The sequence below is a fragment of the Gardnerella sp. DNF01205 genome, assembly GCF_049244135.1.
In the GTDB taxonomy this organism is placed as follows: domain Bacteria; phylum Actinomycetota; class Actinomycetes; order Actinomycetales; family Bifidobacteriaceae; genus Bifidobacterium; species Bifidobacterium leopoldii.
Window position 1 is genome coordinate 126,261 of record NZ_CP058378.1, and the last position, 23,087, is coordinate 149,347.

Annotated in this window: 16 protein-coding genes and 2 tRNA genes; 8 read left to right on the top strand and 10 right to left on the bottom strand. The window is 40.6% G+C overall.

Going from position 1 to position 23,087, the window contains the following annotated elements:
- Positions 1-27: 27 nt before the first annotated feature.
- From murJ to HXT47_RS00525, 3 genes are read right to left on the bottom strand one after another with little or no spacing between them, the layout of a single operon-like run.
- Positions 28-1,824, bottom strand: a complete 1,797-nt coding sequence (gene murJ / locus HXT47_RS00515; protein WP_116442561.1) for a murein biosynthesis integral membrane protein MurJ — start codon at positions 1,822-1,824, stop codon at positions 28-30.
- On the bottom strand, positions 1,821-4,214 hold the full coding sequence (locus HXT47_RS00520; protein ID WP_004119618.1) for a DUF6049 family protein: 2,394 nt from the start codon (positions 4,212-4,214) through the stop codon (positions 1,821-1,823). The genes murJ and HXT47_RS00520 overlap by 4 nt, the downstream gene beginning before the upstream one ends.
- A complete protein-coding gene (locus HXT47_RS00525) occupies positions 4,195-4,971 on the bottom strand; it encodes an NUDIX hydrolase (RefSeq protein ID WP_004105813.1) in 777 nt (258 codons plus the stop codon). Before HXT47_RS00525 ends, HXT47_RS00520 begins: the two co-directional genes overlap by 20 nt.
- A gap of 42 nt (positions 4,972-5,013) precedes the next feature.
- Here HXT47_RS00525 and HXT47_RS00530 point away from each other — a divergent pair, with 42 nt between their 5' ends.
- Positions 5,014-6,486, top strand: coding sequence for a CCA tRNA nucleotidyltransferase (locus tag HXT47_RS00530; RefSeq protein ID WP_050543380.1), 1,473 nt, complete (start codon positions 5,014-5,016; stop codon positions 6,484-6,486).
- 58 nt (positions 6,487-6,544) lie between these two features.
- On the opposite strand, the gene HXT47_RS00535 is transcribed toward HXT47_RS00530, so the two are convergent.
- From HXT47_RS00535 to HXT47_RS00550, 4 genes are all read right to left on the bottom strand, one after another.
- Positions 6,545-7,171, bottom strand: coding sequence for a LytR C-terminal domain-containing protein (locus tag HXT47_RS00535; protein WP_004105817.1), 627 nt, complete (start codon positions 7,169-7,171; stop codon positions 6,545-6,547).
- Between the two features lie 129 nt (positions 7,172-7,300).
- Positions 7,301-8,197 (bottom strand): 16S rRNA (adenine(1518)-N(6)/adenine(1519)-N(6))-dimethyltransferase RsmA, encoded by an 897-nt coding sequence (rsmA, locus tag HXT47_RS00540; protein ID WP_116442562.1) that lies wholly within the window; start codon positions 8,195-8,197, stop codon positions 7,301-7,303.
- A gap of 55 nt (positions 8,198-8,252) precedes the next feature.
- On the bottom strand, positions 8,253-9,713 hold the full coding sequence (locus HXT47_RS00545) for a G5 domain-containing protein (RefSeq protein ID WP_410299516.1): 1,461 nt from the start codon (positions 9,711-9,713) through the stop codon (positions 8,253-8,255).
- Positions 9,714-10,162: 449 nt separating this feature from the next.
- Positions 10,163-10,239 (bottom strand) — tRNA-Thr (locus tag HXT47_RS00550).
- A 165-nt stretch (positions 10,240-10,404) separates the two neighbouring features.
- Between HXT47_RS00550 and HXT47_RS00555 the strand changes: the two genes are divergently transcribed.
- Both HXT47_RS00555 and HXT47_RS00560 read left to right on the top strand, forming a co-directional pair.
- Positions 10,405-12,243, top strand: a complete 1,839-nt coding sequence (locus HXT47_RS00555; protein ID WP_004119604.1) for a serine/threonine-protein kinase — start codon at positions 10,405-10,407, stop codon at positions 12,241-12,243.
- Positions 12,244-12,375: 132 nt separating this feature from the next.
- Positions 12,376-13,338 (top strand): DsbA family protein, encoded by a 963-nt coding sequence (locus tag HXT47_RS00560; protein WP_004105824.1) that lies wholly within the window; start codon positions 12,376-12,378, stop codon positions 13,336-13,338.
- A 95-nt stretch (positions 13,339-13,433) separates the two neighbouring features.
- On the opposite strand, the gene HXT47_RS00565 is transcribed toward HXT47_RS00560, so the two are convergent.
- On the bottom strand, positions 13,434-14,393 hold the full coding sequence (locus HXT47_RS00565) for a DsbA family protein (protein WP_116971242.1): 960 nt from the start codon (positions 14,391-14,393) through the stop codon (positions 13,434-13,436).
- Between the two features lie 240 nt (positions 14,394-14,633).
- On the opposite strand from HXT47_RS00565, the gene HXT47_RS00570 reads away from it, so the two are divergent.
- On the top strand, positions 14,634-15,761 hold the full coding sequence (locus HXT47_RS00570; protein ID WP_004105828.1) for an ABC transporter ATP-binding protein: 1,128 nt from the start codon (positions 14,634-14,636) through the stop codon (positions 15,759-15,761).
- A gap of 248 nt (positions 15,762-16,009) precedes the next feature.
- A complete protein-coding gene (locus HXT47_RS00575; RefSeq protein ID WP_004105830.1) occupies positions 16,010-17,425 on the top strand; it encodes a DUF4032 domain-containing protein in 1,416 nt (471 codons plus the stop codon).
- Positions 17,426-17,579: 154 nt separating this feature from the next.
- On the opposite strand, the gene HXT47_RS00580 is transcribed toward HXT47_RS00575, so the two are convergent.
- Together HXT47_RS00580 and HXT47_RS00585 are read right to left on the bottom strand one after the other, a co-directional pair.
- A tRNA-Lys gene (locus HXT47_RS00580) sits at positions 17,580-17,652 on the bottom strand.
- 71 nt (positions 17,653-17,723) lie between these two features.
- Positions 17,724-17,984, bottom strand: coding sequence for a glutaredoxin domain-containing protein (locus HXT47_RS00585; RefSeq protein ID WP_004105832.1), 261 nt, complete (start codon positions 17,982-17,984; stop codon positions 17,724-17,726).
- 187 nt (positions 17,985-18,171) lie between these two features.
- On the opposite strand from HXT47_RS00585, the gene ftsY reads away from it, so the two are divergent.
- From ftsY to HXT47_RS00600, 3 genes are all read left to right on the top strand, one after another.
- Positions 18,172-19,353 carry a signal recognition particle-docking protein FtsY gene (gene ftsY, locus HXT47_RS00590; RefSeq protein ID WP_101885826.1) on the top strand — a complete coding sequence of 394 codons (1,182 nt, stop codon included), beginning with the start codon at positions 18,172-18,174 and terminating at the stop codon, positions 19,351-19,353.
- Positions 19,354-19,515: 162 nt separating this feature from the next.
- Positions 19,516-21,297, top strand: coding sequence for an ammonium transporter (locus HXT47_RS00595; protein ID WP_064621992.1), 1,782 nt, complete (start codon positions 19,516-19,518; stop codon positions 21,295-21,297).
- A 417-nt stretch (positions 21,298-21,714) separates the two neighbouring features.
- Positions 21,715-23,076: an MATE family efflux transporter gene (locus HXT47_RS00600; RefSeq protein WP_004105838.1), complete on the top strand. Its 1,362-nt coding sequence runs from the start codon at positions 21,715-21,717 to the stop codon at positions 23,074-23,076.
- Positions 23,077-23,087: the final 11 nt, after the last annotated feature.

The window sequence follows — 23,087 nt, forward strand, 5'->3', positions numbered from 1 at the left end:
GGAAAAGCTCAATATGAAACTACGCTCTTAGAAGTTTTTGCCGTTAGAAGAATCATGATATTTTGCATCGGATTGTATTCTACGTGGAATTCTAAGATTTTTCTGTTCGCGTTGTGATTGACTTTTTGCAGTTTCTTCAAAAATTTTAGCAAGAGGAATAAGAGCAGGAATCTTTTGGGCAAGCTTACTAATTATTGGAGCAGACAAATCTACAAGTTCTCTGGTCCTCAAAAGTAAGAGTGCTGACAGATAAACAACAGCAATAATAATTGTTGTTATTGCGCAAATAAGTATTGCGTATACCCACCTTAATACTCCATGCATATGTGGGGAATTGAAGTTTAAAACATGCAATAGCGGTTTACTCACTAAGAAACCAACAACAATAGATACTATTGAAGCAATAATAATTTTTATATGCGTAATTATAAGATTTCGATCATCTAAGTCATTGTTGAAACGATTTCGAAGCATATGAACAAGTGATGGGAAAGTCAAGAAGTAGCTTATTGAAACTGATGAGCCTAAAGCTGTAACCCAATAAGTAGGTGACAGTACATTAATGCAACCGATAAAAGCGAAAAGCTCAGTAAAAAGTTGCGCTGCTGCGAAAATAAAAGGACTTTTACCGTCTTCAAAAGCAAAGAATGTGCGTTGAATAATCAAATAGCTACTAGTTAAAGGCAAGCCAAAAGCTAGCATCATTAGAGGTGCGGACATAAGGTTTGCTTCTTGAACACTTATTGATGGTATTAAAGCTAACGAAATAGGTGTTGGAATAACAATAAAAATGACTGTAAAGAAGCACATAATTATGCTTACATGCCTGAGTGCTTCACTTAAGTCATTGCGCGCGCTATGTAAATCGTGAGATGCAATAGAGCGTGAAATTTTAGGGAAAATTGCTGTTGCAACAGATACTGCAACTAAAGAGTATGGCAATAGGAACATTGTGTAAGCGTTTTGATAAGTAGCATTACCTGCTACTTCAAACTGATCTAATCCTAAACGTTTTTCAGCAACAAATGGGACGCTTGTTGTTATATGCGTAGTAATCATTACAACTATTTGTGTAACAATAACAATGCCCATGCTCCATGCAGCAACAGGGCCCATTGATCTTAAACCGATATCTCGTATACCAAAACTTGGCTTGTAGTGTATTCCGCATTTTATAAGAGGTAGGAATAACACTAAAGCTTGTGCTGCTACGCCGATAGTCCAGAATCCTGCAGTGAGCAAAAGAGTATTGCCATTCCAAAAACTTAGTGGCATCCTATTTGCTTTACCAAAGATGATGATAAAAACGCCAAAGCCTAGGCAACTAATAATATTTGCTGCAACTGAACTCCACGCGTACATAGCAAAATGCTCTTTTGCTGCCAAAACTTGCCCAAGTACTGTATAAATACCGTAAAAGAAAATTTGAGGCATGCACCATAAAGTAAATGAACAAGTTAATGTTTGCATTTCGGCGCTTCCGCCGGCGTATAGCATAGTGAGCACAGGCGTTGCTATAGACATAAGAACTGTTAGCGCGAGAAGCAGAAGAATTGCAAATGTAATAAGTTTATTTAAGCGTTCCTCGGCATTTTTCTTTTCGAGAGTGCGAACAATTTGCGGTACTAATACAGCGTTGAAAATTCCACCTGAAACAAGCGTATATATTAGCTGTGGAATCATAGATCCAGCTTGATATGCGTTTGCTGCCAAACCTGTTGTTCCAAGGGCTGCTGCTAATAAGATAGTACGTATTTGACCTGTAATGCGTGATGCGGCTGTTCCGCTAGCCATAATTACAGAATTTCGACCTACTGAACTCATTCGTCTGGATCCTTCTTACGGTGGAATTGCCTCCAAAGGCCAAGAAGACCAAGAATGAAAGCAAATACTATAATAATCGTACCGCTTTTATCACTAATTTGCAGTGTACTAGTAATAAGTGTGCTCTGTTCTTTTGCAAATACGCGATGCTGATTGTCTTCAAGCACAAAAGTAGCTTTTGTGTGAATTGATGTAGTAATTCTCAACGGTAAAGTTACTTGAGTTTCGCTATTAGCTGGAATTTTTACTAAAGTTTTACGGCGTGTAACAATTTCCATAGCATGAGTATTTGCAGATAAATACACTTGCACAGGGTAAGAGTATGTGTTGCTTATCGTAATAGGCATGCTTGCTGTTTCGCTTACGGCAGTAATATCATGCGGTGGGATTATGCGAATGCCATTCATCAGTGTATTTGCAAAAGTCTTAGCAGTATTTTTACTTATACAAGACTTGTTATTTTTCTTGCTGTGTGCAGTAGTTTTAGCTGAATTTTGCTGCTTGATTGTATTATTGGTAAATTCATGCAACGAAATATCGTCGTATAAGCGTAATAGATACTTTTCTAAGTCTTTTATGCTAATAAGTTTTTTTGTTTTGGCTGTTTGCTTTGCAAGTGCTTGAGCGTCACCTTCAGTATTATGAGGATGCTTAGCGGCACTATAGTCGAGAATATTCTTAGTAAAACGTAAAACGTCTTTCCTTGAATGTGACAAATCGTTTAGGCAAGAGCGTCTTGTTTTAGTAATATTCGCGCTTATAGAGCTGTTGCGAGATATTTCACGCATTATGGAATTTTTCTTCCAGTCAGGCAAGGCATTTTGCTTCGTATTTGCCATTGTTTGCAAGTCGCTTAACGACAGCCAAGGAGATTGTTCTAATGCGTTCATAACAGCATCAATATTTGAATTAGATGCATTATTCGAAAAAGTAATAAGAATATGCCTATCAACATACGGCTGTTCCATTTGGTAGAACGCGCTTTGTGCCACTAAACGATTAATGCGCCCAGCCTGAGTTCGTTCGCTTGTTGCGTTATCGCTTGTAGGCTTTCCATTTGCTAGAAGAGTAAGCACTGATTGAGGTGACAAAACTCGCACATTCCCTGCAGGCGTATCTATATCGTATATGCCATTTCTAACAGCAAACTGTGAAGCATTATTGTCAAATTCGTCTGTTGCAATAACAGTTTCATATCCATTACGTTTTGCTTGCTCTAGTGCATGAATAGTCCACTTGCCATATGTTTGCCATGCATAAGCTTTATTTAAATTATGATTAGCTGAGTCGGTTTGTTTTGAATTATTTGCTTTAGTAATATTTTTCTGCGATTGCGAATTTTTTGCAGACCATTTTTCTTTAGTAATTCCTGCCGATTTATACAAATCGTCATTATTGTCATCTGCATAAGCACTGATATCAAAACCAGATTGTTGCATATAAGCGCTTGGTTTGAGTGTTAAATGCGATGCTTGTATTGTGCTTAAATCTGCGATTGTTTGTAATTTTGAGTGTTTATTTGCTAAATCAGCTTTCCCAATAATGTTGTGAATACTATCTTTGTCGGCTCTAAGTAGCGTTTCTAAATGATCGCTAGGCTGAATGTTATTAGTTTTAAAATTGCGTAAATCGTTTTGTGTACGAATTAATATTGGCATAAGCGCAGTAAGTTTCATCGCTGGTAAGCTAGCTGAGTGCATGCCAATATTTGCTCTTGTCAAAAAAGAATGTATCGATTTGTATTTTGAATAATTTTGTGAGAAATACGTAATTTTTAATGGTTTTGGACCCCAATTCAGGATGGAACGTAATTCTTGTTTATCTGCAGGTATGTTAAAGCTAAGAGTGCACGTATGGCCGGAAGCTAAACTTGGAGTTTTTACGGAATCTAAAATTTGAGGAGTTGGTATAAGAGATTCCTCTTGCGACCAATTTTGCACGTCCGTGCGCGAAACAAAAGTGTAATTGGAATTTATAGAAAGTTGTAAAGTGCCTTCTGGAAGTGCCGTTTTTACGGCTTTTAGTGTTGCAGTAAGGTGGTATCCGCTTTTATCTGTTACTACAGGCGTTGCTTGAGTTATATCTATTTCAATGCCCTTGCTATGCGGATTCTCATACGTAGATTGTTTTTTATTTTGCCTTGTAGAAGTTTTGTCAGATAAATCTGCTTTTTTCGTGTTTGCATATGCATAATTTACTAATCCTGCATATTTTGCTGTTGGAAAAGCAAAAATCGTTGCAAATACTACGAATAATATAAAAATAAAACGTGCAGAAATTAAACAAGTCTGTAACGTAATTCGTAATAAAGAAAATACGTATGAAAGTGATTTCTGCTTTAGAGCAGTAGACGCATTTGTGGTCTGATGTTTACGCGTGAGTTTCTTCACTGTTAGACCGCCTATGTGCTTTTTTGGCATAAAGCCATGCAATTTTACGTTCATTTGGATAGCTTAATATTGCATTAAGTTCTTTAAAATTCACCCATATTGCATCTTCTGCTTCGTGATCAGGATCTCCTAATACAGATAAGTCGCCACTTACATAACGTAACGCAAAATGGTGCACTAGCTTGTGTACTCTATGCGTTGTGCCTGTAAACCAATAGTCGATTGTGGCAATCGAATCTACTACTTCGCCAACTATACCCGTTTCCTCATGAATTTCGCGAACTGCTGTTTCTTGAGGTGTTTCACCTTTTTCTATATGTCCTTTTGGTAGACACCATTCAAGGTGTCCGCTTCTCGAATGACGAGCAATAATTGCGACACGCCCAAGAGAGTCAAATACTAAACCGCCTGCGGAATATTCTCGAATAATTGGCAAGTCTTGCGCATCTAAAGAAGCAAAAGTTGTAGGAGTATCTGCCTGTCTACGTGGTGGCATAAGTGCTGGAGATACGCCTGAGAAAGAAGATGTTTTTTGAAGATTATCTTCCGGCGATTCTGAGTCTTGCGCAGTACCGTCATCCTTAGAAAACAGCGGAATATCAACAACATTTTGCTCTTCGCAACTGTCTTGTTGCCAAGACTTTTTTCTATGCATTTTAGCTAAATCAAGTGGTGTAATAACAGGAGCAGCTTGATTTTGGGCATGATTATCCGCAAGCTTGGCGAGTGTACGTCGTAAATCTGCAGGAGTAATCATATAGTCAACATTACTCAATCCGCTGTGCATTGGGGTAACGGTATGCTGGAATATAGATTGATTTTTGCTGAAAGGGTGTCGGTAAGGGTGACTGAGAACTTCGAAGTTTGGCCTGAAGCTATAGAGTTGGGGCGACTTTTTGCTGAGCGTCATTATGAACTTGCATTAGTTGGTGGTCCTGTGAGAGATATGCTACTGCATCGCGTGTCGCATGATCTTGATTTTTGTACATCAGCTCGACCTGAAGAGTTTGAACCTATTTTGCGTCGTTGGGGACATGATGGTTTTTGGGATATGGGTCGTAAATTTGGCACGTTGGGAGCTATGCGTCGGCGTGCTGATGGTACAGAAGTAAAAGTTGAAATTACTACATATCGTTCTGATGTGTACGATCCAGATTCTCGTAAACCTGAAGTGCAATACGGTGATACTTTAGAAGGTGATCTTTCTAGGCGTGATTTTACTGTCAACGCAATGGCGTTGCGCGTGCCAGATTTAGAGTTTGTGGATCCTTTTGGCGGTGCCAGTGATTTAGCTAAAGGCGTGTTGCGAACCCCGGTTGATCCTCGTCAATCTTTTGATGACGATCCTTTGCGTATGATGCGTGCAGTTCGTTTTGTTGCGCAACTTGGGTTTAGTATCGAAGCAAATACTGCTGAAGCGATTGTAGACATGGCAGATAGGTTAGATATTGTTTCTGCTGAAAGAATTCGCGACGAAATTACTAAAATGTTACTTTCGGACAGACCTCGTAAAGGATTAGAAGCTCTTGTTGAATCTGGTATAGCTCAGCGTGTTCTTCCGGAGATTCCAGCTTTACAGCTTGAAATTGACGAGCATCATCGTCATAAGGACGTTTTTGAACACACAATGATGGTTCTTGAGCGCGCTATAGCTTTGGAAACAGATCAAGAAGGTCCAGTGCCGTCTCCAGATTTAACATTGCGTCTAGCTGCTTTATTGCATGACATTGGGAAGCCAAAAACTCGAAAATTTGAAGATGGAGGGAAAGTTAGTTTCCACCACCATGATGTTGTTGGCGCAAAAATGACTCGTAAACGTTTGAAAGCACTGCATTTTGATCATCATCTTATCGACGATGTTACTGAATTAGTGAATTTGCATTTGCGTTTTCATGGGTATGTTGATGAACCGTGGACTGATTCTGCAGTTCGTCGTTACGTAAAAGATTCAGGACATCTGTATGAGCGGTTGAATCGACTTACTAGAGCAGATGCAACCACTCAGAATCGTCGCAAATCGTTAATGTTTGAGCATGCGATGGACGAGATGGAAGAGCGCGTAAAAGAGCTTAAAAAGCAGGAAGATTTTAACGCTATTAGACCTGATGTAGACGGTAATGAAATAATGCAATTATTGCATTTGCAACCAGGTCCAATAGTTGGTGAGGCTTATAAGCATATGCTTGATTACCGTCTCGATAATGGTCCGGTAGACCATGATATTGCTGTAGAAGAATTACAGCGATGGTATGAGGAAACGTACAAAAAGTAAAAGTTTCTTCACTTAAATAAAAGAGTAGCAGTAAAATATTTTATACTGCTACTCTTTTTTATCTAACTTCCTTATGCTGATCTGCCTTAGGAATGTTTTTCATAAGGTCAGCTCTTATACATCCTTGCACTTCATGTATTGCTGCGCCTGCTGCTGGAACATCTACTTTAGGGCGAAGATTATTAAAAGTAGAGCCAAGCACAATATCGACGAGCTTATCTTTTCTATCATCCATTCGCATAATTGCATCGGTAAAATTAGCGTTTACTGTATAAGCTTCATTAATAGCGTTTTTTCCAAAGTAAATGATTGTTCGTTTAATATTACTTGATTTGTTATTGTTAACCTCTGTTAAGTTAAATCCACGAGCGTTTAAAGCTTCGCCAACAGCGCGAGCAAAACCGCGGAACTTTGTGCCGTTTAGAACTCTGATTGCTACAGCTCTATTATCTACGTAAGGGGCTTTGGCTCCTTCTTTTCCTATTATTGCGCATGGAGCTGGAACACCATAATTTGGGTTATCTTTTGGAGCACGCACAGAATTTATACCAAAAGCGTGGAATTGCACAAGTAAAGCAAATATAAAGGTGACGCCTAGGCCTACGCCCACTGTGGTGAGTACAGATCTTTTTCTTTGATACATGAAAGCTTTACGAGCAATACGTTCGTCGTATTCTTGCGTCATGTTCACTTCCGATCTGTGGTTTGTAACTTTGTTAGCAGCAAGTTTACACAAGCTGCAGAATATACGTAATATTTCATTGCGTAATATTTTATTTTGCATATTTATTCAACGAATAAATATGCGTTTTATTTATAATTGACAATCTTTGCATGCGCGATACAAAGCAATAAATTCATCGCAAGTAAGCGTCTCGCCGCGTCTAGTTGGGTCAATTCCAGAATTTTTATATGCTTCTTCTGGAACTTGATTTTTAAGAGCTGCGTGCAATGTCTTACGTCGTTGCTGGAAGGCTGCATCAATGAAAGCGAATACTCCCTCACGCTCATTGTTGTCACCTTTGCTTGTGCAATCGCGAGTAAAAGAAACTAATGCCGAATCAACGTTTGGCGATGGCCAAAACACATTACGACCGATAAGCCCTGCGCGCTGGGCTTTGCCGTACCACGCCAACTTAACACTTGGTGTGCCATATACTTTATTCCCAGGTTGTGCGCATAAACGATCTGCTACCTCTTTTTGAACCATAACTAGAAAATTCTGTAAGTTGCTAAATTTTTCTAGCAAAGTAAGAATAATAGGCGTCGCAACATTGTATGGCAGGTTTGCAACAAGAGTAAATTTTTTAGCCTGTGCAATTTGTGGAACATCATCGGCATTTACTGTTAAAGCATCTTTTAGAATGACATTAAACTTTTGCATTGCTTTAGGCATAAATTCTTCTACAGTATGCGGCAATCGTCGAGCTAGCGGAGGGTCTATTTCTACTGCAGTAAGCTGTGCTCCTGTTTGCAATATTGCAAGAGTAAGAGAACCAAGACCAGGCCCTACCTCCATAACGATATCGCCAGATTTAACTCCAGCTGCCGCTACTATTTTTCGCACTGTACCAGGATCAATAACGAAATTTTGACCAAACTTTTTGGTAGGAGTAATGCCTTCCTCGGCAGCAATACGTCTAATATCTGCTGCACCTAAAAGCTGACCTTCATTTTCAATGCTGATTTCTGTCAAAGTTTTACCATCCAAATTTCGTAACAATTAATCTGTTGCACCAAAGTGCGTTAAAACACGCTGCTGCCTTTTAATACCAGCCAATTTCGCGCGAATGCTTTACTGCTCCACTAGGTGTTTTATATTTGCCCTTAATGTAACTTAGACCCCAGCTAATTTGTATTGCGGCATCTTCATGCCAATTAGCTCCTGCGCTGCTCATTTTATTTGCAGGAAGAGCTTGAGGAATGCCATAAGCGTGTGAGCTAGGATTTTCTGCGTTCCATCTCCATCCAGATTCCCTATTCCATAACCATAAAAGATCTTCCCATTCTTTACCGGTCCAACCCATTTGCGCAGCCGCGCCCTGAGCAAATAGTTTAGCTTGTTCTGGAGTAGCATGTACGAGGCTATCGGGATTAGAGCTTGGAGCGGGTGCAGGTGGATTAGCTGCAGGTGCGGGGGCAGCAGATGCGGTTTGTTGTTGAGTTTGTGATGTTTGCGCACCATTGTTACCATTCTGGTCTTTGCTTTGAGCCTGATTTTGCGTTTTCTGATTTTGTTGAGTTTGCTGTTGGCTGTTTTTCTTCTCCTGTTTTGCAGGCTGCTCAGTATTCTGCTTTTTGTGTTGAGAGTTTGTTTGTTGTTTGGATTGTTTTGACTTTTGTGTATTTGTATTATTTTTGTGAATTGGTGCGGGAGCAGCCTTACCTACAGCAATAACTTGATTAACTGCAGGCTTTACCAAATTTTGCGAAACTAGAGTTGCGCTTTCTGCTTTGCCATCTACGTATGTAACGTTATAAACATCTTCCCGCTCACCATTCACGCCAACTTGTTGTACAACGCGAGAATTTGCTGGAAGTTTAGGATCTACTACAGTTTGTGTGGCAAAAGGTAATGAAACCGTACGAGTTTCTTTGCCATGAGTAACTCGAGAAACACGTAAAACAGTATTTCCATCATCTTCTTCTACGCTTACGCGATCTTCCTTGCCGAGCACTATACCTTGAGAATCAAGAATTGCGCTCGCAGGTAAGTCTCCATTTTGCACAACGCGTGTTTTCCCGTCAGAGATAACGCTAATTGGACCTTTTTTATTAATCGATAAGCCGCAAGTTAGTTTATCGTAAATATTTTGCAAATTTACTGTAATTCGTGAAGCGTTCTTAGCATTAGCTTTAAAAAAGCCGATTAATTGATCGACACTAGTTGCAACAGTCCAGAACGGTATAGTTACTCCATCTACAGTGATAGAAGTTTGATAAGCACTGCGAACTGTTACAGTAGAATGATTTGTGAGAATATCTCCAGAAGAAGAAATAATTTGATCGTGAGTTTTTACTGGCACGTGTTGTTCTTCCAATAAACGTATTGGATTTGTTGAATAAGTGCTTACAATACGCGTTTTTCCATTTACGATCATTGCAACAGATTTTTTAGCTGTAAATATAAACAAGCTTGTTGCTGTGAGTGATATAGATAAAACGCAGGCGATTATTCTTGCACGACGCATCACTATTAATCGTCTAGGCGTCCATCGACGTGCCATACAATCACTCCCTTCGCAATAATGCTAACTTTTCTATTATACCTTCAGTTTGGCATTCAAAATCGAATGCAAAACAAAATAAAAGTGGGGGCGGGAGAGAAGGGGATATTCCCGCCCCCTATGAGGTGGAGCTGGTTGGGGGACGCTCCACTCTCACCTCGGAAACCCTGAGTTGGGGGAAGGTTCCCGAGTTCTTACTCGCGAAAAGTTTTTTGTTATAAAGATGATCATGTGCGCAGATATAGATTTGTCATTTTCATAATACGCCATAATTGGCACTGTATATGAAAAATAGAAATCTTTTCTATTTTTGAATAGTTAATTAGCCACTATCCCCTCTGCTTTAATCATTTCACGTCATTATATGTGATACGAAAGATAACAAAACTATAGTTCTGGAATATGTGAACAAAAAATAAGAAATACTCACGAAACGAGTGGAATAAAAATGGAGCCTCCTGCCGGGATCGAACCGGCGACCTGCCGCTTACAAGGCGGCCGCTCTGGCCATCTGAGCTAAGGAGGCGATGTTTTCTCGTTAGCATAACAAATCATGCTAAGTAGAACAATTGATTAGTGTACCATATGCCACGTCATTACAAAATTACGGCGATGTTGAATATAGAAACGGCGTGTTTTTTGTTGTTTATATTTGTGTATTTGGCAATATAAGGCATTAACATAATGCAGTATGGAAGATACAAGCATGTTCGATTTGCAGCCAGGGAATAATGTAGGCGGATACACGCTTATTTCTAGGCTTGGCGGCGGCGCAATGGGGTCAGTTTGGCGCGTTAATGACGATGGCGGCAATCAATATGCTATGAAAATATTACGTGCTTCTGTTCGTACAAAACAGAGTGAAGATGAGGATTCTGAGCAGGAACGTGCTCGAATGCGTTTAAAACGTGAAGCTTTGGCTTTGCAGAGGATTCATCATCCAGGTGTTTGCGCGATAGTGGATATGGAATTAGATGCTTCAATCGCTTTTATTGTGACAGAATTGATTGAAGGACATAATTTGCGCGAAGACGTGGATGAGAATGGGCCCTATATTGCAGATGATTTAGAGCGTCTCGCGCATAAGCTTATTGAAGCTGTTAAGGCAGTTCATGAAGCCGGTATTGTTCATCGCGATATTAAACCAACTAATGTAATGATTTCTGCTACTGGACCAGTATTAGTAGATTTTGGTATTGCGATGGGTGAAGGTGAAAGCCATGTTACTCGCACGGGATTAGTGATGGGCACTCCTGGTTTTATTGCTCCAGAAATTATTGAAGGCGGAGATTCAGATGAACTTACAGATTGGTGGTCTGTTGCTGCTGTGCTTGCATTTGCGGCTACCGGTAAGCCTGTTTTTGGCACAAAGCCTATGATGGCGGTTTTGGAGCGTGCTGCCTCAGGCAATGCAGATTTAACTGGGTTGCCTCCTAGAACAATGGCTGCTTTTCGTAAGGCGTTGAATCCGATTCGAGAACAGCGTTGCATGCTATCTGATTTAGAAAATGCAATTAGTCAAGATGCTATGGATCCTTTAGCCTGGCCGGAGGTGAACCGCCCTTTTGACCGTAATGCCACTAACATAACTATGCGTAAAATGTGGCGTGAAACGAGTCGTGAAACAAAAGAAAAAACTGCTATACTAACAAATTCTCGTACCTGCGATGCAGCTGGTACAGCTGGCATAACAAATCTTAACTCTGATGGAGAAACGCCAACCGTAACTGTTCGTTCTACTACTGTTATGCCGCATTCATTAGATAGTGAAGACGATAAAACATTTTGTGTAGATGAAAAAACACGAATTAATGCGTTAAACGATGTCGATTTACAGCATATACAGAACGACAATTCAAACAATTCACGTATTGCACAATCTTCAAAACTTATTCATGCTTCTAATAACGTTTTTGATAATGACAATATTGAAAATGAAGCAGGCGATTCCCTTCATGTTAAAAGTGATGAAGTGCCTTCTGTTGATCATACTCTTAATCAACATGATTATGTGCGTAAAGGAACATGGATACTGCTGATTTGTATAATTCTTCATTTAGCCATTGCTTGCTTAAGCATTCTCGATTCTATTGGTTTTGCGATGGTTTTTATGTGGATTAGTGCAACATCCGGCTACAGTATTTCATCAAGCTTGCGAAGATGGCAACTTAACGATGGAATAATTCCTCGTCATGATTCTGTAGTGCGTATTGCAACTTTGCCATGGCATATTATTCGAGGATTCGTCTACATGCTTCCACGAGTTATAGCTATTGTGATTTCTGGAGGTATTGGAGCTGTTATATATCCATTTCTCTGTGGTGATAATCCTGAATTACTTTCTATAGATGTTGGATCCTTGCGTATTCTTTTGCCAGCTTACTCACCTAATATTTTTTCAAATACTGCATTTGGATATACTCTAGGATTTATTGTTGCATGGGTTGTTTTTGCTGTAGTTAAATGGACTACAAAATTCCGTTTAGGATTAGGTGCGTTATTTTATTCTGGAAAATCATTTGAAAAATAAAAATAGTACGATACGTAATGTGTATTTTCCGTTGATGCCATCTACTAAACTGTGGTGAGGTTATTATTTCATTAGCAAGAATGCTGCTAGGAACTAGTCTTAGCATGCGAAATAAAGGGTTGAAGGATAACAATGCCTAAAATTCAGATGCGTGATAATAAGCAGGGAGATTCATCTGCTACTCGCCTACAAAGAACCATAGAAAATCGCGAACGTGCCGCGCGTGAGCGTCGTCAGCAAGCAATTATCGGCGTTATTGTAGTAATTATTGTTGCGGCTATGTTGGCTGCTGTAGGCATTACTGCGTATCAGGCAGCTTACGTTCAGCCTCAGAAAAAAGTAGAGCAATCTGCAAAATCTAATCATAATTTGGATAATATTGATCCAAGTATTCGTCCAAGCGGTGTTAATTCTAAGAATGGAATTCTTCTTAGCAAGGATGGGTACGGTAAGCAAGCTGCTGGTGCTCCTACAGTTGCTACTTATTTTGATCCTTTGTGCCCTGGCTGTGGAAACTTTAATCGTACTGTTGATGAAACTTTAATTAAAATGGTTGAAGCAGGTCAAATTAACCTAGAACTTCACCCAATGTCATTCTTGGATGGACTTTCTACTGACCATTACTCGACTCGTGTTTCTAGTGCTATTGCTTATATCGCTTCATATGATAACGATCCAAAGCATTTGCTTCAGTTTATCAATGGTATTTTTAACGAAAAATTCCAGCCGGAAGAAGGCGAGGGATATAAGCCTGTAAGCAATAAAGAATTGATTAAACTGGCTAAGAAATCTGGAATTCCAAACGAAATTGCAAGTAAAGCTTTTAACCGCCAATATTTGAAGTGGCAGCTGCTAGTTAATAAATACACTCCTGATCGTAAGGAATTGTGGAATGTCAGCGGTTCAAATAAAGGATCTATGACAACTCCAACAGTAACTATTAACGATAAATTGCTTGATATGAATGCCATTAATGAGAAAAAAATGAAGGTGCTTGATGCTCTGCTTCATTGCATTGGCTTGGATAAAAAGCAAGTTGGAGTTGCAGGTCAGATGCCTAAAGTGTCTGACACTAGTTCCCCTATTGCATTGTAAATAAGCTAAATTATAGAAATATAAATTATTAAATAAAAACGGACGTTGAGTGTATTCTTAACGTCCGTTTTAGTATAGAAATTACTTAATTTTATTTATAAATCAAGCGGCTTGCTCTTATATGTAACTTTTGGCATATGGCCAGATTTGCCAACATGTTCTTTATCGATTCCCAAAGACTTTAATATAGCTTCCAAAGGATCCATCTGCTTTTCAGAAGCTGCATTGAGATCTACTAGCTTACCATTAATTGTTACTGTTGGAGTTGTCATAGCGCCTTTATTAGAGCCAGAAACATTCCATAAAGCTTTTTCTTCTGGAGTATTCTCATTAATAACTTCTTGCCACTTAACATAGTGTAGGTTAAAGGCTTCATTCGCAATCTTATTTGCAACTCCAGCATCTTCAGCTAAATCAATAAGAGCTTTATTCGGTGTTGCTTGGTATCCATCGCCTTCTTCCGGCTGGAATCTTTCACTAAAGATGCTATTGATAAACTGAAGCAAATGCTTTGGATCGTTATCATATGAGGCGATATAAGCAATACCGCTTGAGACGCGATAAGAATATTGATCTGAGCTAAAACGATTTAAGAATGACATAGGATGAAGCTCTAGGTTAATTTGACCTGCTTCAACCATTTTAATTAAAGTTTCATCAACAGTACGATTAAAGGATCCGCAACCAGGGCACAAAGGATCAAAATAAGTAGCAACTGTAGGAGCACCAGCAGCTTGCTTGCCATACCCATCCTTGCTAAGAAGAATTCCGCCTTGTAAATTAGATGCCGGTGGGATGTCAGAAGAAGGCAGTTTTTTAATCTCTTTGGCTATTTGGGAGTTTGCTGTATCCTCAATTTGTGTATCTGGCTTATTGGTTGTTGGATTTTCAATTTTTACTTGTGGTTTATTGATTGAATTGTAATAAGTCATAAACCCAGCTCCTGCAGCGAATGCAAGAATAACTAGTGCTATTACGATGCCAATTAAGCTTTTACTATAAGGGGTATTTGATTTTTGCATTTCATTATTTGTTGTTTCTTGTTGTTGATCCATAGTTATTCTCCTTTTGTGCGTCTTACTCGACACGCCGAGTTTATGCAAAATACTGATTTTTTGCTGTTTTTCTAAGATAAACATGATATATTAAGGCATGGCTCAACGAAGAGAACCTTCAATGGACCAGGTAAGTAAACTGTGGACGATTGATACCCGCCGATGTAGGAATTGGGGTCATGAGTGCACACCCTTCACTACGGATCGTTCGGCACGTACCTGCCGATGAAAGGACATATCATGGCAGAAGTTGTATTTGATCATGTGACTCGTATATACCCGGGCAACGATAAGCCTTCGGTTGATGACTTGAACATGACTATTAAAGATGGTGAGTTCCTCGTACTCGTTGGTCCATCTGGTTGCGGTAAGTCAACTACTTTGCGTATGTTGGCAGGTCTTGAAGAGGTTAACAAAGGACGTATCCTCATCGGCGGTCAAGATGTTACTACAATGCAGCCAAAGGATCGCGATATTGCAATGGTCTTCCAGAATTATGCACTGTATCCACACATGACAGTTGCTGATAACATGGGCTTTGCTTTGAAGATTGCTGGTGTTCCTAAGGAAGAAATTCGCAAGCGTGTTGAAAAAGCTGCAGAAGTGTTGGATTTGACAGAGTATTTGGATCGTAAGCCGAAGGCTTTGTCTGGTGGTCAGCGTCAGCGTGTTGCTATGGGTCGCGCAATTGTTCGTGAACCAAAAGTCTTCCTCATGGATGAGCCTCTTTCCAACCTTGATGCTAAGCTCCGCGTTCAGACTCGTACTCAGATTGCTGCTTTGCAGCGTCAGCTTGGTGTTACTACTCTGTACGTTACCCACGATCAGACTGAAGCTTTGACCATGGGCGATCGCATTGCAGTGATTAAGCTTGGCGTATTGCAGCAGGTTGGAGCTCCTACTGAGCTTTATGACCGCCCTGCAAATGTATTCGTTGCAGGCTTCATTGGCTCGCCATCCATGAATATCAATCAGCACCCAGTTGTAAACGGTCGAGCTCAGATCGGTGAGGATTCTATAGTTCTTCCAGCTGAGGCTGTTGACAAGCTCACTGCAGAAGATAACGGACAGATTATTGTTGGCTTCCGTCCAGAAGATGCAAGCTTGGCAACATCCGATGATCCAAATGCGTTCTCCTTGAAGGTAATGAACGTGGAAGATCTCGGTTCCGATGGCTATATCTACGGCAATATCATCACCGATGGTTCTCCTGAGGAAGCATCTACGATGATGTCTGATCAAAACAAGCTCACGACTATTCGCGTGAACCCACGTGCTCTTCCAAAGGTTGGCGACACTGTGAAGATCAAGATCGATCCATCTAAGATGCATCTGTTCGCACCTTCTACGGAGTTGCGTTTGAACTAAAAGTGTTGGTTTGCCTGCTTATATGAGCTAGTAAGCAAACTTTCGGTATAAGGTATAGCGGGGTTCGCAGTATGACGCGAACCCCGTTTTTGGCACAAAAAAGCAGCATAATAAGTGTGCAATAATACATCATTACAATGCATCGCTTATTATATATAGTTGTTATCAATAATTCGTCGGTGGTTGAGCTGTGTTTATCTGGAATGCAGTGATATCGTTGGCATGAGCTTGATTGGTAAATAAACTTTATGGAATGGAATGACGCTCCTCAATTAGACCCGCGTGCTGTGCAAGCAACTTCGGTATCTGCACAGGACGAGAATGCGTCGTCTCAAGAGCCGCAGGCACTGAAGATTACTGCGGCTAGTTCAGATCCAAAAATGTTTACACTGCCTTGGGAATTACCACTTTCTCAATGGCCTGCTGATTTATTCGTGAATTTGCCGCGTGGTATTTCTCGTCACGTTGTGCGATTTGTTCACGTTGGCGATGAAGTGTATGCAATGAAGGAAATTACTCGTCAAGTTGCAGAACGTGAGTATGAGCTTTTGCGTAGGCTTCGTAAACTTGAGTTGCCTACAGTTACTCCTATAGCTGTTGTTGCAGGACGCCATGACGCTAATGGTGAAAAGCTTGAGGCAATGTTAGTTACGAAACATTTAAAGTTCTCACTACCATATCGTGCATTATTTGCTCGTACGTTGCGTCCGGATACTGCAGAGCGCCTTATCGATGCGCTTGCTGTTCTTATGGTGCGCTTGCATCTTTCTGGCTTCTATTGGGGCGATGTATCGCTTTCCAACGTGCTGTTTTTGCGAGATGCAGATGCTTTTTCTGCATTCCTAGTTGACGCAGAAACTGGTGATTTGCATGGAAGTTTAACAGAAGGTCAACGAGAATACGATATCGATTTAGCCCGAACCAACATTATTGGTGAGCTTATGGATTTGAGCTCCGGTCAGCTTTTACCGACAGAAGTAGATGAAATCAGTATAGGAAATCGTCTAGTAGATCGCTATCATTCGCTTTGGAGTACGCTTACTGACGTTGATAAGTTCAGTCCTGATGAGATGTGGCGAATTGAACGTCGTGTCAATCGTCTAAATGAGCTTGGTTTCGATGTTGATGAGTTGGAGATGAAGACTTCAGAAGATGGTCGAAGGGTTTTGGTTCGACCTCGCGTTGTGGATGCTGGTTATGCTTCCCGCAAGCTTCTTCGTCTTACTGGATTGGACGTTCAAGAGAATCAGGCTCGAAGGCTTCTGAACGATTTGGATGCGTATCGCACTTCTACATGGCGTCAAGGTGAAGAGCTGGAAATCGTCGCAACTGATTGGATGCGTGAAATTTTCGAGCCAACAGTTCGTATGATTCCTCCTGAGTTCCGTTCGCAAATTGAGCCAGCTCAGTTCTTCCATGAAGTGTTGGATCATCGTTGGTTTATGGCAGAAAAAGTTGGCCATGACGTTGCTATGCAAGATGCTGTAACTAGCTATATTAAGAACGTATTACCACAGTACAAAATGGATAAGCATGTTCTTGCTGCTATTAATGCAGATGCTGATTCTGGCGTTGTGGATGATGAATACACGTATTCTTCTCCAGCACCTGTAGGTCACGATATAGTTGAAGATGATCAAGATGCTAGTGTTTGGGCGAGTTGAGTATTGCGTTATATAAGTAATTAGCTAATTCTCAACAAGTATGGCATTGATTGTCGTTTTTGATCTTAAGTGAATTTTTCGTAGGGGGAGCTTCGACTCCCCCGTTTTTTTTATTGCAGTTTACTCGCTTACCCTAAATTTGGATATAAAAAAGTGCCCCCTGTGGGACTCGAACCCACAACCCAAGACTTAAAAGGACTCTGCTCTGCCAATTGAGCTAAAGGGGCAACAAATGCCAAGTATACTACATTCAATCGACGAAGTGAATATCGTGTGAACTTATGCGTGTTATATATATTTATTGCAGTATTCCGAGTGACTCCAGTTTTGCTTTTATTTGTGTTGCAGATGGCTCAACCATAAAAGTATTATCCGCAAAAGTAACAACTGGAATGTGCTTTTGATTGCTAATTTCAATCGCTTTTTCTTCAGCACCTTCTTCTGTTTCAATATCGTGCCAAACGAATGCCACACCATACTGGGTTAGCGCAGCTTTTGCACGTTTGCAATCTCCACACCAATCTGCACCGTATACATTTACGGTAGGCTGATCTGACATAAAATCCTCCTTAATGATTTTGTGAATTCAAATTTTGCGTAATAATAGCTCGTGCTATTTATTACTACTTTTATTAGTGTAATAGATGCAGATGTACTTAAGCATATTGACGTTGAAGTGTGACAAAGATGAGAAAAAATAGTGAAATGTATTGCTAGTGTCCCTTGACTTTCATAGTCTTGATGTCATGAATATGGTTATGGATATGAACATGCTAATTTGGTTTGCGGCTGCGGCTGTTGTTATTGCCATCTTATTAGTAACAGTTGCAGTGATTTTGCGCATTCACAGCAATAGTCATGGACCAGTAATTCCTGAAAGCGTTGATAGTTCAATCGATACAGGCAAAACTAAAGCGCGTGGAACAAAAAAATCTGGAAAACAGATAGAAAGTAACATAGCTGTTATACCTAATGAAGAAGTAAAGTCTGAATTATTGCCAGAAAGTACTTCTTCGCGTATTAAACGTCTTCGCGAACGTTTGGCTCATAGTGCAAATCCATTTGGTCGTGCATTGTTTAATATCATAAGCAAGGACCATCTTTCGGAAGAAGATTGGGAAGATGTAGAAGATACTCTTCTTATGGCCGATGTTGGCTCTCGAGCTAGTGAAGAATTAGTAGAAGATCTACGCAAAGATGCACGCATTGCTGGTACTTCTAGTTCAGAAGATGTGCATTCAGCATTGCGTACGAAACTATTGAAAATAGTAGATGAAGACGCTGATCGACGCTTAAATGCAGATAAATCAGATGCGCATCATCCTAGCGTTATTATGATGGTCGGCGTTAATGGCACCGGTAAAACCACTACTGCTGGTAAATTAGCGCGATTGTTTATTGCCCAAAAACGTTCAGTAATGTTTGCTGCAGCAGATACTTTTCGTGCGGCTGCAGCTGATCAACTTGAAACTTGGGCGTCTGCAGTAAGCGTGCCAGTTGTTCGTGCAGATAAAGATGGTGCTGATCCTGCTTCTGTTGCTTTTATTGCTGCGAATAAGGCAAAAGAAGAACAAACTGATTTATTGATTGTAGATACTGCTGGTCGTTTGCAGAATAAAGCAAATTTAATGGAAGAGCTTGGCAAAATTCGTAGGGTTATAGAAAAAACTATGCCTGTTGATGAAGTATTGCTGGTATTGGATGCTACTACTGGTCAAAATGGCATGTCTCAAGCAAAAGTATTTGCTGAAGCTATTGGCATTACGGGCGTAGTCCTTACTAAGCTTGATGGTTCCGCTAAAGGTGGAATTGTTATAGCTGTACAGCGTGAACTTGGTGTGCCGGTTAAGCTAGTAGGTCTTGGCGAAGGACCAGATGATTTGGTCCCGTTTGATGCTCAAAGCTTCGTAGACGGTCTGCTCGCTTAATGCTGAGCATTGATGTAGCTGCATGAGTGGTAGTTTTTAATCTTCCGCTAAAGTCTTTATGAGTTTTGGCTATAAGAGTTTCTCGGTACAATAGTTATATAAAGTAATACTTAAGCTGCAATGATGTTATTGTTGCGCTGTTTCAAATAATTGAGGTGAAAAATGACCACAATGGATCCGCAATGGGCATTGTTGGCTGGCGCGTTGGTGTTTATTATTACGCCGGGTATTGCCCTGTTCTATGGAGGCCGTGAACGCGCTACTTCCATGGTGAATATGATGATGCTTTCAGCTGGCGCTATTGCTGTAACTACACTGGTTTGGACGCTGTGGGGATGGTCGTTAGCTTTTGCTGGCAAAGATATGGCTGGTGGTGTTATAGGTGATCCATTGAGCGGTTTGCTATTCCGTGATTCGATGGTGGCAGATCATGGTGTGTTTACGTCTATGGACGCAAATTCCGGATTATCTGGCGGCATTCCTGCAGCTTTTCGCTTAGCATGTGCTGTTGTTGCAGTAGCGCTTATTACTGGAGCTCTAGCCGGTCGAGTGCGTTACGCTATTTGGCTTATTTTCGTAGCTGTGTGGATTACTTTAGTATTCGCTCCGTTAGCGCATATGGTGTGCGGTGGTGGATTGCTTTCGCCTAATGGTGCTATTTCACAGGCGTTAGGTATTTCAGTGCATGACTTCGCGGGTGGCTCTATATTGCATATTGCTGCGGCTGTTTCGGCTTTTGCAATTGTTATGATCATTGGCGGACATGCTCACTTCCCTCTTAAGCGTTTTGTTTTGCATATTAAGAATGTTGCGCATACGAGTGGCAATGCTAATTCTGGAGCTACTAATTCGCGTAATCCTAAAAGTCGTTTATCGCGCGCATTGTGGGCTGATGTTGAGCATGCTAAAAATGCTGCTAGTGAGACTGTTGTCTCTCCAGTTGCTACAGTAACTGAAGTTGCTGCTGAATCCACTGCAACGCAGTCAGCAGTCGAAAATGGTGTTGCTGCTCGCCAGCCGCATAATGTTCCTTTCGTTATGCTTGGCGTTTTCCTGATTTGGTTCGGTTGGCTTGGGTTAATGATTGGTTCTTCTGCAGGTGTTCCTGGAGTTGCTGGTTATGCTTGGGTGAGTTCCACAATAACTGCTTCTGCTTCAATGCTTGCCTGGGGTGTGACTGAACGTTTACACTCTGGATGCTTTACTGCTTTGGGAGCTGCGTCTGGTGTTATGGCTGGATTAGCTGCAAGTGCTGCAGCCGCGGATGTTATTGCTCCATTGTGGGCTTTAGTTTTGGGTGTTCTTTCTGGTGTTATTACTTCTCTAGTGACTCACTCTCGTACTTTTGTGCGCTACGATGGTGCCTTGCATGTAGTTAGCGTGAATGGTGTTGCTGCGCTTATTGGTGTGCTTGCAGTAGGCTTATTTGCTGATGGCTCTGGATTACTCGCTGTTGGTGATTGGCATCAGTTAGTTGCACAACTGTGCTTGATTGGGATTACGGTGCTTTATGCAGGTGCTGTAACTGCAGTGCTAGCTTTTGTTCTTGAAAAGCTTTTTGGATGGCGAATCTCGGAAGCTAAGGAACGTAAGGGCGTTGATTTAGCTGATCAAGGAGAGCGTGCTTACGATTTTTCTTCTATTGCACAAAGTCATGATGGCGCTGTAGTTGCTGTTGCAGATGATGATGCAAATAAAACTCAAATGGCTGTTCTTACTTCTGTTGATATTGATATGGGTGAAAACGAGGTTGAACAATCTGATTTTATGGTTGATCAATCTGAGGCAAATCCTGAGCAAGGCGATTCTGAGGTTGATGATACTAAATCTGAAGTTGAGCAGAAAGAGTCTTCTTCTGAAAAAGAGTCTGAAACTGTAGAAAAAGATAAATCAGCGCAGAATAATAAGAAAACAGGAAAACGAAATAATAGTGCTAAAGAATAGAAGCATGTGCGTAAGCGCTATTGTTTAGCAACAAGTTCTAGTTATTTTGATATAAACCGCATGTCTTATCTAAGATATGCGGTTTTGTTATTTTTGCTAATTTAAAATCAAGTTTTTAATTAATAAGTTATTTTTAATGAATAAGTTATTCATATGACACGCACGAATTGCTTGATGTGGATAAAAAAGATAAGTTATCCACATTTTAGGCGTGTCTACGTGGATATCACACAAATTTATCCACATAGTGGGGATAACATTGTGGATATCCTGCGGATAACTTTTTAAAATAATATTTTTATTTGCGATTTACGCATATTTGTGTTACTTCACTTGCAATTGTTTTTGCATAAAATTGTTAGCAATTGCAATCTTCTTTTATACAAGCGTGACAAAGTAGCGGTAGAATGAAGCATTATGACAAATCAAAAGTTGGACAACCAGAACAAAAAAGACGTACTGCGCAATATTTGGCTACTAGCCGTACCAACTTTTGGACAGCTCATATCTGAGCCAGCATTTGTACTTATTGACACTGCTATTATTGGCCACATTGGCAAAAGTGCTCTAGCAGGTCTTTCTATTGGATCAACGGTACTTCTTACTACTACAGGTCTTTGCTTATTTTTGGCTTACAATACAACTTCACAGGTTGCGCGTCTTTTAGGCGCAGGTAAGCGTCGAGAAGGTTTTAGCATTGGCATGGATGGGTTGTGGCTTGCATTATTGCTTGGCATAATTCTTACAGTCATACTTATTTTTGCCGCTGAACCGTTATGCTACGCAATAGGCGCGCGTGGCTCTACGTTGCAAAATGCTATTGTGTACACACAAATGGTTATGCCTGGATTGCCTGCGATGCTACTCGTATATGCAGCAAATGGCATATTTCGCGGTCTTTGCAACGTGCGCATAACATTATTTGCTGCTGTAAGTGGAGCTGTTCTAAATACAATTCTCGATATAATCGCAGTATTTGGTCTCAACATGGGAATTGCTGGCTCTGGTATTGCAACAATGATTGCGCAATGGTATATGGGACTTGTTCTCACTATTCCTGCAATTATTTGGGCTACTCAAAGTGGTGCGCGTCTCAAACCGCATTTCCAGCATATTCTACATTCTGCTGGAACTGGTATGCCTTTGTTTGTTCGTACACTTGCATTGCGCGTGTGCATGGTAGCTACGGTTGTTACTGCGACTCATCTCGGTACCAATACTCTCGCTGCGTATCAGGTTGCTAATTCTTGCTGGAATTTTGTTATGAATATTTTAGATGCAATTGGTATTGCTGCGCAGACTATTGTTGCTGCAGCGCTAGGTGCAGGCTGTCGTAAGCGCGCAGGAATGATTACGCGTATTTGTGCTCAAGTGGGAGCTGTAAGCAGCGTAGGAGTCGGTTTATTCATGATTTTCGTGGGTTGGAGTTGCGCGCCACTATTTAGTCAGCATACAGATATTCAGTTTTTAATTTCTGTAGGTATGACAATATTAGGATTGTTCTTGCCTCTTGCTGGATGGATGTGGGCGTTAGATGGCGTATTGATTGGCGCAGGTGATCATCGCTACTTGGCAAAAGCTTGCTCAGTAATGGCTGTCGTATATTTAACATTTTTGGCGCTCACAAGCGTTTTTGATGTCATCGTTGATGCTAATGACGTGATAAGAACTATTACTTTGTGGGTTGTTTTAAATGCTGTTTATATTGGGGGGCGTGCAATAGGCAATAGTTTGCGCATAAGAAATGATACGTGGATGGATTCTGCGCTAAAAATGTAGATAAAGTTTTG

Bases quoted from the DNA above. Each gene is read 5' to 3' on its own strand.
- murJ (WP_116442561.1), bottom strand. From the start codon at position 1,824: ATGAGTTCAGTAGGTCGAAATTCTGTAATTATGGCTAGCGGAACAGCC.
- HXT47_RS00525 (WP_004105813.1), bottom strand. From the start codon at position 4,971: ATGATTACTCCTGCAGATTTACGACGTACACTCGCCAAGCTTGCGGAT.
- HXT47_RS00530 (WP_050543380.1), top strand. From the start codon at position 5,014: ATGCTGGAATATAGATTGATTTTTGCTGAAAGGGTGTCGGTAAGGGTG.
- HXT47_RS00535 (WP_004105817.1), bottom strand. From the start codon at position 7,171: ATGACGCAAGAATACGACGAACGTATTGCTCGTAAAGCTTTCATGTAT.
- HXT47_RS00545 (WP_410299516.1), bottom strand. From the start codon at position 9,713: ATGGCACGTCGATGGACGCCTAGACGATTAATAGTGATGCGTCGTGCA.
- HXT47_RS00555 (WP_004119604.1), top strand. From the start codon at position 10,405: ATGGAAGATACAAGCATGTTCGATTTGCAGCCAGGGAATAATGTAGGC.
- HXT47_RS00560 (WP_004105824.1), top strand. From the start codon at position 12,376: ATGCCTAAAATTCAGATGCGTGATAATAAGCAGGGAGATTCATCTGCT.
- HXT47_RS00565 (WP_116971242.1), bottom strand. From the start codon at position 14,393: ATGGATCAACAACAAGAAACAACAAATAATGAAATGCAAAAATCAAAT.
- HXT47_RS00570 (WP_004105828.1), top strand. From the start codon at position 14,634: ATGGCAGAAGTTGTATTTGATCATGTGACTCGTATATACCCGGGCAAC.
- HXT47_RS00575 (WP_004105830.1), top strand. From the start codon at position 16,010: ATGGAATGGAATGACGCTCCTCAATTAGACCCGCGTGCTGTGCAAGCA.
- HXT47_RS00585 (WP_004105832.1), bottom strand. From the start codon at position 17,984: ATGTCAGATCAGCCTACCGTAAATGTATACGGTGCAGATTGGTGTGGA.
- ftsY (WP_101885826.1), top strand. From the start codon at position 18,172: ATGAATATGGTTATGGATATGAACATGCTAATTTGGTTTGCGGCTGCG.
- HXT47_RS00595 (WP_064621992.1), top strand. From the start codon at position 19,516: ATGACCACAATGGATCCGCAATGGGCATTGTTGGCTGGCGCGTTGGTG.
- HXT47_RS00600 (WP_004105838.1), top strand. From the start codon at position 21,715: ATGACAAATCAAAAGTTGGACAACCAGAACAAAAAAGACGTACTGCGC.